Annotated in this window: 15 protein-coding genes; 12 read left to right on the plus strand and 3 right to left on the minus strand. The window is 55.0% G+C overall.

Annotated features, from left to right (window positions below):
* Positions 1-39: 39 nt before the first annotated feature.
* From ahpC to BUB54_RS01390, 3 genes are all read left to right on the plus strand, one after another.
* Positions 40-603, plus strand: coding sequence for an alkyl hydroperoxide reductase subunit C (gene ahpC / locus BUB54_RS01380; protein WP_048877740.1), 564 nt, complete (start codon positions 40-42; stop codon positions 601-603).
* A 121-nt stretch (positions 604-724) separates the two neighbouring features.
* Positions 725-2,302: an alkyl hydroperoxide reductase subunit F gene (gene ahpF, locus BUB54_RS01385; RefSeq protein WP_048877854.1), complete on the plus strand. Its 1,578-nt coding sequence runs from the start codon at positions 725-727 to the stop codon at positions 2,300-2,302.
* 9 nt (positions 2,303-2,311) lie between these two features.
* Entirely contained in the window at positions 2,312-3,238 is a 927-nt protein-coding gene (locus BUB54_RS01390; RefSeq protein ID WP_048877741.1) for a hydrogen peroxide-inducible genes activator, read from the plus strand.
* A 41-nt stretch (positions 3,239-3,279) separates the two neighbouring features.
* Here BUB54_RS01390 and BUB54_RS01395 read toward each other — a convergent pair whose 3' ends face one another.
* Positions 3,280-3,525: a DUF3297 family protein gene (locus BUB54_RS01395; protein WP_048877742.1), complete on the minus strand. Its 246-nt coding sequence runs from the start codon at positions 3,523-3,525 to the stop codon at positions 3,280-3,282.
* Positions 3,522-4,775, minus strand: coding sequence for a D-alanyl-D-alanine carboxypeptidase family protein (locus BUB54_RS01400; protein WP_241869312.1), 1,254 nt, complete (start codon positions 4,773-4,775; stop codon positions 3,522-3,524). Before BUB54_RS01400 ends, BUB54_RS01395 begins: the two co-directional genes overlap by 4 nt.
* A gap of 184 nt (positions 4,776-4,959) precedes the next feature.
* Here BUB54_RS01400 and lepB point away from each other — a divergent pair, with 184 nt between their 5' ends.
* The 9 genes from lepB to BUB54_RS01450 all read left to right on the plus strand — a co-directional run bounded on the left by lepB (position 4,960) and on the right by BUB54_RS01450 (position 15,004).
* Entirely contained in the window at positions 4,960-5,724 is a 765-nt protein-coding gene (lepB, locus tag BUB54_RS01405; protein ID WP_048877743.1) for a signal peptidase I, read from the plus strand.
* A complete protein-coding gene (rnc, locus tag BUB54_RS01410) occupies positions 5,721-6,392 on the plus strand; it encodes a ribonuclease III (protein ID WP_048877744.1) in 672 nt (223 codons plus the stop codon). The genes lepB and rnc overlap by 4 nt, the downstream gene beginning before the upstream one ends.
* On the plus strand, positions 6,389-7,282 hold the full coding sequence (gene era, locus BUB54_RS01415; protein WP_048877745.1) for a GTPase Era: 894 nt from the start codon (positions 6,389-6,391) through the stop codon (positions 7,280-7,282). The genes rnc and era overlap by 4 nt, the downstream gene beginning before the upstream one ends.
* Positions 7,212-8,948 carry a hypothetical protein gene (locus BUB54_RS01420; RefSeq protein ID WP_175556447.1) on the plus strand — a complete coding sequence of 579 codons (1,737 nt, stop codon included), beginning with the start codon at positions 7,212-7,214 and terminating at the stop codon, positions 8,946-8,948. Before era ends, BUB54_RS01420 begins: the two co-directional genes overlap by 71 nt.
* An 86-nt stretch (positions 8,949-9,034) precedes the next feature.
* Positions 9,035-9,865 (plus strand): carbon-nitrogen hydrolase family protein, encoded by an 831-nt coding sequence (locus tag BUB54_RS01425; RefSeq protein WP_048877747.1) that lies wholly within the window; start codon positions 9,035-9,037, stop codon positions 9,863-9,865.
* Entirely contained in the window at positions 9,862-10,620 is a 759-nt protein-coding gene (locus BUB54_RS01430; RefSeq protein WP_048877748.1) for an NAD kinase, read from the plus strand. Before BUB54_RS01425 ends, BUB54_RS01430 begins: the two co-directional genes overlap by 4 nt.
* Before the next feature lie 86 nt (positions 10,621-10,706).
* Complete coding sequence (gene gpt / locus BUB54_RS01435; RefSeq protein ID WP_048877749.1) at positions 10,707-11,180, plus strand: xanthine phosphoribosyltransferase; 474 nt, start codon at positions 10,707-10,709, stop codon at positions 11,178-11,180.
* 289 nt (positions 11,181-11,469) lie between these two features.
* The gene (gene pnp / locus BUB54_RS01445) at positions 11,470-13,623 is read left to right on the plus strand and encodes a polyribonucleotide nucleotidyltransferase (protein WP_048877751.1); all 2,154 of its coding nucleotides are present in this window, start codon (positions 11,470-11,472) and stop codon (positions 13,621-13,623) included.
* A gap of 103 nt (positions 13,624-13,726) precedes the next feature.
* The gene (locus BUB54_RS01450) at positions 13,727-15,004 is read left to right on the plus strand and encodes an MFS transporter (protein WP_048877752.1); all 1,278 of its coding nucleotides are present in this window, start codon (positions 13,727-13,729) and stop codon (positions 15,002-15,004) included.
* On the opposite strand, the gene BUB54_RS01455 is transcribed toward BUB54_RS01450, so the two are convergent.
* A complete protein-coding gene (locus BUB54_RS01455; protein WP_082075583.1) occupies positions 15,001-16,317 on the minus strand; it encodes a glycosyltransferase in 1,317 nt (438 codons plus the stop codon). The two genes, BUB54_RS01450 and BUB54_RS01455, sit on opposite strands and share 4 nt — an antisense overlap.
* Between the last annotated feature and the right edge of the window lie 2 nt (positions 16,318-16,319).

The following is a 16,319-nucleotide window of genomic DNA, read 5'->3' on the forward strand; positions in this document are numbered from 1 at the left end:
AGCTCGTTGCGGCGCAACATACTTAAGAGGAGTTCGTTAATGTCTCTCATCAACACCGAAGTGAAGCCCTTCACCGCGCAAGCCTATCATGGCGGCAAGTTCGTCACCGTGACCGAGGCTGACCTCAAGGGGAAGTGGTCTGTGGTGTTTTTCTACCCGGCTGATTTCACCTTTGTCTGCCCGACGGAGCTGGAAGATCTGGCCGACAATTATGTTGAGTTCAAAAATCTCGGGGTTGAGATTTTCTCTGTTTCCACTGACACGCATTTCTGTCACAAGGCTTGGCACGACACCTCCGATGCGATCAACAAGATCGATTATGTGATGGTGGGCGACCCGAACCAGGCGATTTCGCGCAATTTTGAAGTGCTGATCGAGGAAGCCGGTCTGGCTGATCGTGGCACCTTCGTGATCGACCCGGAAGGCAAGATCCAGATCGTTGAGATCACCGCTGGCGGCATTGGCCGTGATGCCAAGGAACTGCTGCGCAAGGTGAAGGCTGCCCAGTATGTGGCCGCGCACCCGGGCGAAGTCTGCCCCGCCAAGTGGCAGGAAGGTGAGAAGACGCTTGCGCCGTCTCTGGACCTCGTAGGCAAGATCTAAGACTTTTTTCGCTTCCGCCAGTCCTCTGGCGGAAGTATCCCCTTATTTTATCAAGCGCCTACCTGGCCTCGTGCATGATTCCTGGCAGGCAGCGCTTTATTTTGAAAAAAATGGAGCTCTTATGTTGGACGACAGCCTGAAAGGCCAGTTGAATACCTATCTTGCCCGCATGGCGGAGCCGATTGAACTGGTGGCTTCTTTGGATGCCGGTTCGTTGTCGAAGGAAATGCAGGGGCTTTTGGAAGATATCGCGGCCCAAAGTGATAAGATTACCCTGAAGTTGGATGGCGCGGATAAACGCGTGCCCTCCTTCGAGATCCGCAAGGTGGGGGCTACCCGTGGCGTGCGTTTCGCCGGGCTGCCAATGGGGCATGAATTTACTTCCTTGGTGCTGGCGCTGTTGCAGACTGGCGGCTACCCGCCGAAAGTCGCCCCGGAGATTATCGCTCAGATAAAAGAACTGAATGGCGAGTTCCATTTCGTCACCTATTTCTCACAGTCATGCCAGAACTGCCCGGATGTTGTACAGGCGTTGAATCTGCTGGCGGTTTTGAACCCTGGCATCACCCATGTCGCCGTTGATGGCTCGGCTTTCCAGGATGAGGTGAAGAAGGAGAAAGTGATGGCGGTGCCAACGGTGCTGCTGAATGGCGAGCCATTCGGTCAGGGGCGGATGGAGATTGAGCAAATCCTGTCTAAGATCGACACCGGCGCGGTTGCCCGTGAGGCTGAGAAACTGTCAGCCAAGGAAGCTTTTGACGTGCTGGTGGTTGGCGCTGGCCCCGCGGGTGCGGCGGCGGCGATTTATGCTGCGCGCAAGGGGATTCGTACTGGTATGGTGGCTGAACGCTTTGGCGGGCAGGTGCTGGACACAATGGCCATCGAGAATTTTATTTCCGTCGCCCATACCGAGGGCCCCAAGCTGGGCGCGGCGCTGGAACAGCATACCCGGGAATATGATGTGGATATCATGAAGGGGCAGAAAGCGTCCGCCATTGTGCCCCCGGCTTATAAAGGCGGTTTGTATGAGGTGAAGCTGGCCGATGGCGGATCTTTGAAGTCTAAATCGCTGGTGCTTTCGCCCGGCGCCCGTTGGCGCACCATGAATGTGCCGGGTGAGGAGGAGTATCGGAATAAGGGGGTGGCTTATTGCCCGCATTGCGACGGCCCGCTGTTTAAGGGCAAGCGCGTGGCGGTGATTGGTGGCGGTAACTCTGGCGTTGAGGCGGCGATCGACCTTGCGGGCGTGGTGTCTCATGTCACGCTGATTGAGTTTGATAGCCAGTTGCGTGCTGATGCGGTGCTGCAGGCCAAGCTCAGGAGCTTGCCGAATGCTAGCGTTATCGTGTCCGCGAAAACCACGGAAGTGCATGGCGATGGTGAGAAGGTCACGGGGCTCTCTTATGAGGACCGCAAAAACGATGAGATCCATAAAGTGCCGATGGATGGCGTGTTCGTCCAGATCGGTCTGGTGCCGAACACGGAATGGCTGAAGGGCGCCGTGGCTCTGACCCAGCGTGGTGAAATTGAAATTGACGTGCGCGGTGAAACATCCTTGCCGGGTGTGTTTGCGGCCGGTGACGCGACCACGGTGCCGTATAAGCAGATCATCATCGCGGCGGGTGAGGGGGCCAAGGCGGCGCTCTCCTCGTTTGACTATCTTATTCGCCTGCAGCCTGCAGACGCGCAGGCCGCGTAAGGGAACGCCATGGCCTATTTGCCAACGCCTCAACAGCTTCGCTATTTGGTTATGCTGGCTGAGACGGGGCATTTTGGCCGGGCTGCGTCGGCCTGCGCTGTTTCGCAATCGACGCTTTCCGCTGGTATTCTGGCGCTTGAAAGAGCTCTGGATGCACAGATTCTAGATCGTGCCGCAGCAAAGCATCCGGTTTTCACGCCTCTGGGGTTGGAACTGGTTGCGAAGGCGCGGTCGGCTTTGTCGGCTTTGTCGGATGTGGCAGAAACAGCCGATGCGGCGCGGGCCCCAATGTCCGGGCCGTTAAGACTGGGGATTATTCCGACGATCGGGCCGTTTTTGCTGCCGCGCCTGATGCCTGCGTTGCGTGAACGCTATAAGGCCTTGCGGTTGTTCTTGAGAGAAGACCAGACAGAGCGGCTTTTGGATCAGCTTGATGCCGGGCAGTTGGATATTTTAATTCTTGCGCATCCTTGCGCTTGCGGTGAAGCGGAAGTGCTGAATGTGGCAAGAGATGATTTTCTTGTCGCGTTGCCGCCAGGGCATGTGTTGGCCAGTCGGGAGGCTATTCCTTTAGCGGATTTGGCGTCCGAACAGTTTTTGCTTTTGGAGGACGGTCATTGTCTTCGCGATCAGGTTTTGTCCGTTTGCGGCACGTCCTTAGCGCGGGAAAGAGAACAGCGTTTCGCGGCCACGTCTTTGCATACCCTTATTCAGATGGTCGCTGGCGGGCTGGGGGTAACGCTTGTCCCGAGATTGGCTGTTGATGCCGGTTTGGCAGCCGGTACTGATGTTGAGATACGCCGCCTGGAAGGCGCGGAAGGCTGGCGCAGCTTAGGCTTGGCCTGGAGGGCTGGAAGCCCGAGAAGCGGAGAATATAGAACGTTGGCACCTTTGGTGGCAGAGGCATGCAGCCAAAACGGAATAGGCCCGGATTGATGCATCCGGGCCTATTCCGTTGGTCTTAGGATCGAGAGTTTTTATTCCGGCTGATCCCGGAAATAGGCTTCCACAGTTCCTTTCAGCTTGACCGTCAGCGGCTTGCCTTTACGGTCAACGGCTTTGCCAGCTGCAACCCGAACCCAGCCTTCGGAAACGCAATATTCCTCGACATTGTTCTTTTCCGTGCCATTGAAACGGATGCCAATGCCGCGTTCCAGCAGAGGTTCATCAAAGAACTTGCTGGCGGGGTCAATGGAGAGGCGATCGGGCGGCGTGTCGGTCATAGCATTTTCCGCAATTTGTTCTTGAGTTTGGTAAAGAAGGTCGCGCGGGGCGAGTCAGCCAGAGCGATGACAGGCACTGTCGCCAGCGTCTTGCCTTTTGCGCTGTAGGTTACGGTACCCAGAACCTCGCCCTTGGTCACGCCGGGAGTGAGGTCGGCCGTGTAGGTTATGTTGTGCGTGATTGCTTTCTCAGCGTCGACGGGCAGGGTAACGGTCACATCCTTGCTGACCCCAACGGGCACTTCGCCGCTATTCAGAGCGTCGCTTTTCAAGGTGTCGATCTGCTGGCCAGCGGTGGTGATTTGCGCGTCAGTAAAGAAGCGCTGTCCATAATCCAGTAGGCTTTCAATCGCGGCGGTACTTGCCGGCCAGGTTGGTCCGCCGGTGACAACGGCAATCAGACGCATATTGCCACGCAAGGCGGTTGCGTCGATGCAATGGCCGCTTTCGTCAGTCAGGCCGGTTTTAAGCCCGTCAACAGTGGGGTCCTTGAACAGAACAGGGTTCCAACTGCGCTGGGTGATTTTGTCATAAGTATAGGTTTTCAGCTTCGAGATATCCAGAATTTCTGGCTCATCGTGCAGGATGGTGCGCGTCAGCTTGGCTACATCCATCGCCGAGGTATGAAGATCCGGGTTAGGAAGGCCGGTAGGGTTGGCGTAGTGGGTGTCCGAAAGCCCGAGTTTGTTGGCCTCGCTATTCATCATTTGAACAAAAACATCCGTGCTGCCAGCGACTTGCTGAGCCAGAGCCACGGCGGCATCGTTACCGGAATCGATAATCAGCCCGTGCAGAAGCTGGTTTACGGTGACCACTGAGTTCGGCTGGATGAACATAGTCGAACCAGGCTGGTGCCAGGCTTTGACCGAGACAGGCACAACCTGATCCATCTTAAGAGAGCCATGGTGGATGGCCTGATAGACGAGATGTGCGGTCATCAGCTTGGTCAGGCTGGCGGGGGGAAGCTGCAGATGCGGGGCGGCCTCAGCCAGGATGGCACCGGTTTTTGCGTCCATCAGCACATAGGCGGTCATATCCGGCAGAGTGGGCGGCGTAGGGGTTGATTTGTCGCCCGCCGGGCTTGTCGGAACAGGGGTTGGGGCTGTTGGCACTGGGGTGGCCCCGATTTTCCCGGTATTTGCTCCTGAAGCCGCGGCGGCGGTATGGTGTTGCGTTGCGGCCAAGGCAGGAGAGGCTAGTGCCAGGGAGGCAACGAGAGCGATCCGTGACAAGCCAGACATTTTCATCATGGGCGACTCTATACTCCAGGCTGAATAATGCGGTCTCTCTGCACCCGATTGCGGCCAGACCGCAAGCTGGTATCGATTAACGGCTTGTAACGGGCAGGTGGTTTTACGGTTACAATTGGCGGCTTTCTTGACAACGGGCCTTATGCGGGTTTGATGCAGCCAATCTGCAGGGAATAGAGGTTAAATGGCACGGCGCGATCAAAATGCAGGCGGGCTTATCGAGTTCTTTAAGACAATCGTTTATGCTGGCTTGATTGCGGTGGGTATTCATACCTTCTTGTTTGAGCCGTTTTATATCCCGTCGGGTTCAATGGTGCCGACGCTTCTCGTGGGCGACTATATTATTGTTAATAAGTTTGCCTATGGATATTCCCATTATTCGTTGCCTTTTTCGCCGGACTGGTTCTCGGGCCGTATTTTTGGCAGCACGCCCAAGCGCGGTACGGTTATTGTGTTTCGTCCGCCGGGAGATCCGAGCGAGGATTATATCAAGCGTGTGATTGGCCTGCCGGGGGATACGGTGCAGATGATCGGCGGCCAGCTGTATATCAACAGCAAGGAAGTACCCCGAGTCGCTGAAGGTGATTATGTCGATACCAGCTCGGGAGCGCCGGTGGTAACGCACGCCTACAAGGAAAGCCTGCCTGGGGGCGTGGTACATTCGATTATCAAGGTCACGAACGGACCTGAGGATGTAGGCGGGTTGGATCCGAACAATACCCCTATCTACACCGTGCCGCCGGGTGATTTGTTCGTGATGGGCGATAACCGGGATAACTCTGAGGACTCACGTTTTCTGGATGGTCCGGTTGGCTATGTGCCGATTGAGAATGTCGTTGGGCCAGCCGATATAATCTTTTTCTCCATTAATTTGACGCATCCGTTCTGGGAGGTTTGGGAGTGGCCGTTCGAAATCCGCTGGGGGCGGATGTTCAAGATCATCCATTGAGCAGGATTGAAGAGGCGTCCGCTTTCCTGGGGCACGATTTCAAAAGCGCTGCGTTGCTGGCCGAGGCGCTCACGCACCGCTCAGCTGCCGGTGCCAAGGGAGTTGGGTCTAACGAACGGCTGGAGTTTATCGGCGACCGGGTGTTGGGTCTAATTGTCGCGGAGTGGCTGATCGAGCGTTTCCCGAATGAGCAAGAGGGGAAGTTGGGGCCGCGCTTAGCCGCGCTGGTTTCAAAGCCGGCTCTCTCGGCGGTTGCTGAAGCTCATAATGTAGGCGCGATGCTGAGTGTTGCGCCGGGCGAGGCTAAACGAGGGGTAAGTTCTCAACCAAACGTTTTGGCCGATGCGGTTGAGGCGATGATTGGCGCCTTGTATCTTGATGGCGGCCTGGAAGCCGCCAGAGCGTTTGTGCATCGCGTTTTGGCTGATGTGGTTGATGCGCAGGCGGCACCACCAAAAGACCCCAAAACAGCTTTGCAGGAATGGGCGCTCAAGCGCGCCTTGCCGTTGCCTCTCTATGAAATATTGGATCGATCTGGCCCTTCTCACGCTCCACAATTTATTGTGCGGGTGAGTGTGGGCAAATCCAGCGCCATCGCGACCGCGGGCGCCAAGCGGGCCGCGGAACAAGAAGCGGCGCGGAATTTACTGGGAACCTTGCCCGAATGACCAAATGCGGCTTTGTAGCGCTTGTTGGCGCTCCCAATGCTGGAAAATCGACGCTGTTGAACCGGTTGACCGGCGCCAAGATTTCCATTGTCAGCCCCAAGGCACAGACGACCCGGGCGCGTGTACTCGGTATTCTGGTGCGTGATGAGGCGCAGATCATTTTTGTTGATACACCAGGGATATTTGCCCCTAAGCGACGCCTGGATCGGGCCATGGTTGAAGCCGCATGGAATGGGGCTGGGGAAGCGGATCTGCGGTTTTTGCTGGTTGATGCCAAGCTGGGACTCACCGATGCGGTGCGTGAGATTGCGGCACAGTTGGTGGAGACAGGCGCCAAGCTTTCCTTGATTCTGAACAAAGTCGACCTTGTGGAGCGTCAGCAACTTTTGCCTCTTGCCGAGGCAGCGGCAAAGTTGGCGCCTTTCGAGCGGGTTTTCATGATCTCCGCGCAGACGGGCGACGGGATTGAGGAATTATTGGATTTCTGCGCGACCCGTTTGCCGGAAAGCCCGTTCCTCTATCCAGAAGATGAGATGACTGATCTGCCTGACCGGCAACTGGCCGCGGAGATTGTGCGCGAACAGATTTTTTTGCAAACGCGTGATGAGGTGCCTTATGGCACCACTGTTGAAACGGAGAGTTTCAAAGAGCAGAAAAACGGTGCCATTCGGATTGACGCGGTGATCTATGTTGCGCGTGAAGGGCATAAGGCGATTCTGATTGGTGCCAAAGGGGCAAGAATCAAGGAAATCGGTAGTAGGGCGCGGCGGGAGTTGGAAAAGCTTTTGGATACAAAGGTGGATCTCTTCCTGCGCGTTGTTGAACGGCCAGGCTGGGATGAGGAAGCTGCCAGAATTAGGGCAGCCGGGTTGGACTTGCCACGCGGCTGATAAGGCGATGATGGACATTAGGCCTGCCGGGAAAGCTGTCTGGAAAGTGGAAGCCTGGCCATGGCATGTTCTGGCTTTTCTGTTTTATCTGGGTACGGCTTTGGCGGTATCCTGGCATGGCACGAATTTGCGTACCCGTTTGCTGGGCGAAGGATCTGATCCTATCGCATATACTTGGTTTTTGGCTTGGTGGCCTTACGCGCTTCAGCACCATCTCAATCCCTTCTTTACACATCTGGTATGGACGCCTGGAGGGCTGAATTTAGGCTGGACCACATCCATACCGACGTTAGCACTGGTAGCTTTGCCTTTAACGGTCACGGCCGGGCCGGTTTTAGCATATGATGTGCTAATGCTTATGGCGCCTGTTTGTGCCGGTATGGGGGCGTATGGGCTATGTCTATATATTTCCCGTAGGCCAATGGCCGCAATAATTGGCGGCTGGCTCTTTGGCTTTTCCAGCTTTGCGGCGGCTCATCTCAACCAGCAGCTGAATTTGGAATGGACCGCATTGCTGCCCCTTTTGGTTTGGGTGGGGTTGAGGCGTATAAACGATCATTCTGGATGTTTGTTTACGGTTCTGGCTTTAAGTTTGCTCCTCGTTGCTCAATCTGGGTTTTCTTTGGAAGTTTTTGCGACGCTGATTGTTATGGCTGCTTTTGCCTGGGGTTTGGCGTGGTTTACTGTAAGGCCAATGCGTCCCCGCTTAATTGTTATTGCGGCAGACATTACCCTTGCGGCCCCCATTACGTTTGTTTTGATGGTGCCAATGCTTTTCGCAATGTTCGGACAGCCGCATGATATGCACCTGCCCAAATTATGGCCTGCGTTTTATGTTACCACTCCCTTGAATTTCTTCATTCCAACCGAGGCAACCTGGCTTGGGGGGCATTTCTTTTTACCCGTCAGCAGCCGTTATATTGGATTAGTATGCGAGCAAGGGGCGTATTTGGGACTGCCTCTGCTATTTATTTTGTGGCGTTATCTTAGGCAAGGCGGCTGGTTTTTGCCTCTCTTGTTTGGTGGGATATTGCTTGCAAGCTGTGGACCTGAGCTCATTTGGGGTGGGCGAGAAATGGGAATCCCCCTGCCTTGGGGGCTCATGATGCGGTTGCCTTTGATCGGCAACGCGCTTCCTGCCCGTTTGATGGCTTATGCTAGTTTGGTCGCGGCAATCATTGTCTCGCTCTGGCTTGCCGAAACAACGCGGCACTGGCGTTGGGTCGTGGCGACGTTGGCGGTATTGTTCCTTTGGCCAGCGCAGTCGGCGGTAAAAGTGATTCCGTTTCAGCCTTTGTTTCAGCCGGGGCAGATCCAAAAGGCCATTGGTCACGATAAGAATGTGCTAATTCTACCATTTGGCATATTTAGTCCGTCAATGTTCTGGCAAATGGAGAGCGGTTTTGCTTTCTCTCAGGCGGGCGGGTATCTCGGCTTCCCGCCCAAGCGTGTACAAACCAATTCAAAAATAATGCGGCTGTTTTTTGGGTTTATCGACCCTGGTGTGGTTGAGGCGTTGGCCGTGTACTGCCAGACCACTCATGTGGACGACCTGATCGTTATGCCGGGCACTGATCAACGGCTGGTGGATGGTCTCCGCTCGCTTCAATGGCCAGTCAAATTCATGGACGGCGCGAGCATCTATTCTGTTCCGTCTTTGCCTTAGAATTGATGCTGAGCGCCTTCTTCTGAAGGCTGGAATTGAAAGCACTGTAACGTTGGTGTTAGCTGGCCGCTAGCGAAGGAGCCGAAATGCGCGTTGCTGTAATTCAAATGTCGCCGGGCGCCGATAAGGCGCGTAATATTGCCCAGGCGCGCGCCTTGATAGAGGCTGTGACCTCCAGGGAAGCGGTTGATCTTATTGTTTTACCTGAAATCTGGACCTGCCTGGGTGGGACGCGTGCCCAGAAATTTGCCGCGGCCGAAACTTTGCCTCGACGTGGGATGGCTGGGGGGGAGGCTTATGAATTCTTGCGCGAAGTGGCGGTGCGGAATGGCATTCACATCCATGGCGGGTCTATTGGTGAACTGGCGGGCGATAAGCTGTTCAACACCAGCCTTGTGTTTAGCTCAAAAGGCGAGGAGTTGGCGCGTTACCGTAAAATTCATCTGTTCGACATTGTGACGCCAGACGGACAAGGATACCGAGAAAGCGCCATTTACGGGGCTGGTGAGCAGGTGGTGACGTGTGAGATTAACGGCTTGAAGGTTGGGCTTGCCATTTGTTATGATCTCAGATTCCCGGAATTGTTTTTACAGCTACGCCGGCAGGGGGCTGAATTGATTCTGCTTCCGGCGGCCTTCACCTTGCAGACGGGCAAGGATCATTGGGAGGTGCTGCTTCGTGCACGGGGAATTGAGACGCAATGCTGGGTGGCGGCGGCCGCTTGTACCGGTATGCATCGGGAGCCAGATGGGGAGCCGCGTTATACTTACGGTCATTCCTTGATTGTTGATCCGTGGGGGCATGTTGTGGCCAAGGCATCGGATGGGACGGGCTGGGCCTCAGCCATTATAGATCACGGTGTGACCGAAAGAGTGCGTGCGAATATGCCGGTGCTTGAACATCGTAAATTGGTATGAAACTCGCATTTATCGCAGCGCAAACGGCTGGAGCCTCGGCCGCACGGCAACGGCTTGTCCAACGATATGGTGACTGCCCGGTAAAAGAAGCGGCGGTTATCGTCGCTCTGGGCGGCGACGGCTTGATGCTAGAATGTTTGCATCAGGTTCTGGGCAGTTCCATGCCTGTTTACGGCATGAATTGTGGATCAGTCGGCTTTATGATGAATGAATATAATGAAGCCGACTTGCCTGTCAGGATTGGCAAGGCTTTGCCTTCGATTTTGCATCCTTTGAGGATGCACGCCGTCACTGCCTCGGGGGTGGTGGAAGAGGCAATGGCCTTGAATGAGGTTTCCCTGTTACGTGAGGGACGTCAGGCTGCGAAAATTCGCATCTCGGTGGATCATCGAGAAAGGTTGAGTGAGCTGATCTGTGATGGCGTACTGATTTCGACACCTGCAGGGTCAACGGCCTATAATCTTTCAGCCCACGGCCCGATTGTGCCGCTTACCGCTAATTTGCTGCCCTTGACGCCAATATCGGCCTTTCGGCCGCGGCGTTGGCGGGGGGCGCTGTTACCGTCCAATGTTGATGTGCTGTTTGAGGTTCTGGAGCCGGATAAACGGCCCGTGGCGGCGGTGGCTGACTTCACGGAAGTTAGGGACGTGATATCCGTGGCTGTGAATGAGGATAGAAGTGTGGGGGGAACCGTGTTGTTTGACCCTGATCGCGCTTTGTCCGAACGCATTATCTCAGAGCAGTTTACTGTCTGATTTGTGTGGCTTTAGCTGTCTTTCGATGGCTTTCCTGCGATTGCGAGAGTAGACGCAAGGGGCGTGCTTCAGTAATGGCATGCGCCATGGCAAAGCATTACTTCACCGTTACCTGGGACCAGTTGCACAGAGACGCCAAGGCGTTGGCTTGGCGCCTGCATACTCAGGGGCCTTGGAAAGGCATTGTGGCGGTTACGCGCGGTGGGTTGATTCCGGCCGCCATTATTGCCCGGGAGTTGGAAAACCGGCTGGTTGAGAGCATCTGCGTCGTCACTTATGATGACGAAAAGCGTGGCGAGCCACAGGTTACCAAGCCTGCCGTCGCTGCGGGCGATGGTGAAGGCTGGCTGATTATTGATGATCTTGTGGATTCCGGCACAACCGCCCGGCATGTGCGTGCCCTTCTACCGAAGGCGCATTTCGCGACGATCTATGCGAAGGAGCAGGGGAAGCCGGTTGTGGATACCTTTATTACCGAGGTCAGCCAGGATACCTGGATTTTATTTCCCTGGGACACGGAACCACAGTTTGTGGCGCCGTTGGCGCGGAGCCCAGGCTAAAGCCTGCAAGATGCTTAGCTTCTAGCCATAAAGGCGAAAACCTAGTAAGACACTGCACCGCGCCATGGTGGCGCGGTATAGATAAAGCGTCAGACCGTGGCAAAAGCCATCGGGATGTTCCGCGCCGCCGCCGGTTTTGAACCTTTGCGGCGTTTCCGGCCACATGGTCCGTGGTTGCGGGTCCCAATCCCCAGCCAGACCCATGCCGCCCGAGGCGCCGCCCGAAAACCCGGCAGTTCGCGCCTCATCCTTTTAGCCATGCTCCGTTTTGCCGCTTCGGAGTACATGAATGTTCGATAAATTTTTCCGCAAAGAGATGGAATGGGGTGGCAAGACCCTGATTCTGGAGACGGGTAAGGTTGCACGCCAAGCTGATGGCGCTGTTGTTGCCTCTTATGGTGACACCGTTGTGCTGGCCACTGTGGTTGGCGCCAAGACCGCTAAGCCAGGGCAGGATTTCTTTCCACTGACCGTGAATTACCAGGAGAAGTTCTACGCCGCGGGTCGTATTCCCGGTGGCTTCTTCAAGCGTGAAGGCCGCCCGACTGAGCGCGAGACTCTGGTTTCTCGTCTGATTGACCGTCCGATCCGACCGCTATTCCCGGAAGGGTTCCGCAATGAGGTTCAGGTGATCGTGACCGTGCTGAGCCACGATTTGGATAACGACCCAGATGTTGTTGCGATGGTTGCCGCGTCTGCGGCGCTGACCCTGTCTGGTATTCCGTTCTTCGGCCCTGTGGCTGCAGCGCGCGTTGGCTATATTAACGGCCAGTATGTCCTTAACCCAACCGTGAGCGAGTGCTCTGACAGTGTGCTAGATCTCGTTGTCGCCGGTACGACTGAAGGCGTGCTGATGGTTGAGTCCGAGGCATCTGAGCTCTCTGAAGAGGTAATGCTGGGAGCGGTGACTTTTGGTCATGAAAACTTCCAGCCGGTGATCCAGGCGATCATCGAGCTCGCGGAAGTCGCTGCTAAGGAGCCTTGGGACCTGCCGGAGGAAACCGAGGAAACCAAGACCCTGAAGGCGCGCGTTGATGCGCTGGCCCGGGAAGCCTTGGCTGAAGCGTATCAGGAAACCCAGAAGCAGGTCCGTTACGAGAAGCTGGCCGCAGCCAAAAAGGCTGCCTCTGAGAAGCTGATCGAGGAAGGGCTGAATGCTGACGCTGCCAAAGGGCTCTTTAAAGAGCTCGAAGCAAACATCGTCCGCAACTCCATTTTGGACACTGGCCTACGCATTGATGGCCGCGACACCAAGACCGTGCGCCCCATCCTGGCTGAAGTGGGCGTGCTGCCACGTACCCATGGTTCTGCGCTCTTCACCCGTGGTGAAACGCAGGCGTTGGTTGTTGCCACGCTGGGCACTGCTCAGGACGAGCAGGTGGTGGATGCTATAGAGGGTGAGTTCAAAGAGCATTTTATGCTCCATTATAACTTCCCTCCGTTCTCCGTTGGTGAGACCGGCCGCATGGGCTCCCCAGGCCGCCGTGAAATCGGCCATGGTAAGCTGGCATGGCGCGCGATTCATCCGCTGCTGCCAACCAAGGAGAGCTTTCCCTACACGCTGCGTGTGGTTTCTGAGATCACCGAGTCCAACGGTTCCTCCTCGATGGCGACTGTTTGCGGCACCTCGCTGGCTCTGATGGATGCCGGTGTGCCGCTGAAGCAGCCGGTGGCGGGTATCGCCATGGGGCTGATCAAGGAAGATAAGGGCTTCGCCGTGCTCTCCGATATTCTGGGCGACGAGGATCACCTCGGCGACATGGATTTCAAGGTGGCCGGTACAGAGAATGGTGTGACCTCGCTACAGATGGACATCAAGATCACCTCCATTACGCCGGAGATCATGAAGATTGCTCTGGAGCAGGCGAAGGGTGGGCGTCTGCATATTCTGGGCGAGATGGCCAAGGCCATCACCGGTTCGCGCGAGGGCGTTTCGTCCAACGCGCCGAAGATCGTGACCACCTCCGTACCGAAGGAGAAGATCCGCGACGTGATCGGCACTGGCGGCAAGGTGATCCGCGATATTGTCGAGAAGACCGGCGCCAAGGTGGATATCGGTGATGATGGCACGGTGAAGATTGCCGCCTCCGATGACAAGAAGATCCAGGCCGCGCTGGACATGATCAAAGGCATCGTGGCGGAGCCGGAAGTGGGCGTGATCTATACCGGTAAGGTTGTGAAGACCGCTGATTTTGGCGCTTTCGTCAACTTCCTTGGTGCTAAGGACGGTCTCGTCCACATCTCCGAGCTGGCACAGGGCCGCGTAGCTAAGACCACGGACGTGGTGAAGCAGGGCGACATGGTGAAGGTGAAGGTCATTGGTTTTGATGATCGCGGCAAGGTGAAGCTTTCTATGCGCGTTGTCGATCAGGAGACTGGTGAGGACATTACCGATAAGGTCGGTACCAACAAGGGCAAGAAAGAGGCGCAGGCTGAAGCCTGATCTTTCAGTTTAGCCAAATTGGAAACGGCGCTGTAAGGCGCCGTTTTTGCATCCAAACTGTTCCATTGCCATATATCAATGAGCCAACAAGGAACATGGTTTGATGGTGATGCAGCAAAGTGGTTGGGCACGCGTAAAAATGATTGCCGCGGCTTCGGCGGGAAATGCGTTAGAATTTTACGATTTTATTGTTTACGGCTTTTTTGCAAACGCTTTGGCGCAAGCGTTTTTCCCAGGACACGATCAGACAAGCCGTTTGCTGCTGACCTTTGGCGCGTTTGGTGTTTCGTTTTTTGCCCGGCCGGTTGGTGCGCTGCTTCTTGGCGAGCTCGCTGACACCAAGGGGCGGGCGTTCTGCATGATCGTGGCTGTTTGTCTGATGAGTTTTGCCTCGCTGATGATGGCATTGTGGCCTGGCTATAATCAGATTGGTCTGGTGGCACCTCTAGGTATTTTGGTTGCCAGATTGGTGCAGGGCTTCGCTCTTGGTGGCGAGTTTGGCAGTTCCACGGCTTTGATGATTGAACATTCAGCGGGCCAAGAGGCCCATGCTGCCAGTTTCCAAGGCGTCAGCCAGAATGTAGCAGGTTTGCTTGCGACGGGTGTTGCTTGGATATTATCCTTCCATACAGAAGGCTGGTTTGGAATTCAGAATTTTCGCATTGCATTTGGACTTGGAGCTGTCGCAGGTCTGGCTGTTTTGATTCTCCGCAGAAAGCTCGAGGATGCGCCTTCTTTTAAAGAACAGAAAAAAGTATCGCTGAAGCGGGATCCAGTGCCCTTCGGACCGATTATTATTGCCGCGGGTATGGTGGCAATTGGTACGGTCCAAACTTATCTGGCGCTCTATTTGCCGACCTATGCGACCAATCAGCTACATATGCAGGCCCATACCGCATTGGCGGATATCTTTTTGCTTTATATGATTTTGATGGCCATTGTCCCATTCAGGCTCCTTTTTGCCAGGCTATTCGATGCAGGGCAAAACAGTCTTTATATGGTGCTGTCTTGCGTATTGATGGCGGCGCTAAGCTACCCGGCTTTTGCGATTTTGGAGCATTGGCCAGGGGGTATTACGTTGTTTTGCCTGCCGGTTCTCTTCAACCTAGTGGCACTGCCTTATATAGCGCCACTGAATGGGTTTATGGGGCTGGTCTTTCCAATACGCGGAAGGGGAGTTGGTCTTTCAACCGGCTATTCAATTGGTATTGCACTGTTTGGCGGCACGGCGCCCTTCATTTTTACGTGGCTGATTGCTCTTACGGGTGATCCGCGCAGTCCAGCTTTGTACCTTATTATCGCAACTGTCATTACTCTGGCGGCGATTATTGCCGCTAATAGGGAACTGCGGCGCCAAAAGACGCCGCAGGCGGAGTTTTAGCCCGCTTTTGCCGCCCTTTCAGGCTTGCGTGTAGCCCGGGCGGAAGCGGGTGTGGGCCTCGTCTTGGGCAGCATCTTCTTGCCGACAATTTCCTCAATGTAAGCGCGGTATCGCTGGATATAGTTGTCCATGCCGAGATTTGCCTCAGCATATGCCCTGGCACCTTTTCTTAGTTTGGATGCCAGTTTGGTATCACCGAGAACGCGCAGGACATTCTTCGCCAATTTATTCGAGTCCAAGGTTGGTGTGAGGATGCCGTTTTGCTCGTTCTGGATGAACTCAGCGACCGTAACGCTATCAGCGCCAATAATCGGGCAGCCGCAAGCTAAAGATTCACGCAGTGACCAAGACGCGACAAATGGGTAGCTAAGATAAACATGCGCATTTGAACGCTTCAAAAGTGTCAAATGGTCATCGTACTTGACCTTGCCCATGAAATGCACGCGGGAAAGATCGATCTTGTTACCGACCTCTTTAAGCAGAACGTCTTTCCATGAGCCGCCATTAGGAGGTGGAGCACCGTAACTCACCTCATCTCCTCCAACGATGGAAACGAGGAGATCACGCCGTTCTTTCAAAATTTCCGGCAAGGCGCGCATCAAGGTATGGAACCCGCGATAGGGCTCCAAATTCCGTGAGACGAATGTCAGCAGTTTTTGTCTGGGGCTGACGCTTAATGGGCCAACTTTAACGGTCTTTTTATAGAGCGCAGCGTCAGGTGAGCAGATATCAAGATCGACACCCTCTTCGATAATCTTGATTTTTTGCCGGGCCCATTCTGGATACGTATCATATTGCCAGCGAGTAGGCGTTTGCCCCCATTGCTCAAGGCCGATCGCCAAATGGTTGATCGTATTTTTGCCTCTAACAACCCCGAACCGCGATTCTTCCATCGGGAATTCAGGATCAAAATTCACGTCTGAGTTATGAATGCGATAGTAGAATTCAAAATATCCCAAGATTGGAACGCCAGGAAAGACATCGCACAAATTCAGCATTTCACCCCAGCCGTGATGTCCGATGATTATGTCTGGCTTAAAGCCAAGCGCCTTGATTTGAAGCGCGCCATTATAACAAGCCTGAGCGCGCACCGATGCCATTTCGAATTCCCGTGCCGTAGCAACCAGGGCCTGAGGCGGCGGCGGCGGGCGGGAATAAGTAACCTTCCTGACACCCTCGATATAGTTTTGGTTAGGCTCCGTCATAAAGACGATTTCGTGAGTTCCCGGCCTAGCCGCATTATCGGCCAGGAGGTTTCTCAGCAAATGGATATACTGCCCAGGAAAGTTCTGGTGAACGAACAGAAAGTTCACGG

The organism is Acidocella aminolytica 101 = DSM 11237, from assembly GCF_900129125.1.
GTDB lineage: Bacteria > Pseudomonadota > Alphaproteobacteria > Acetobacterales > Acetobacteraceae > Acidocella > Acidocella aminolytica.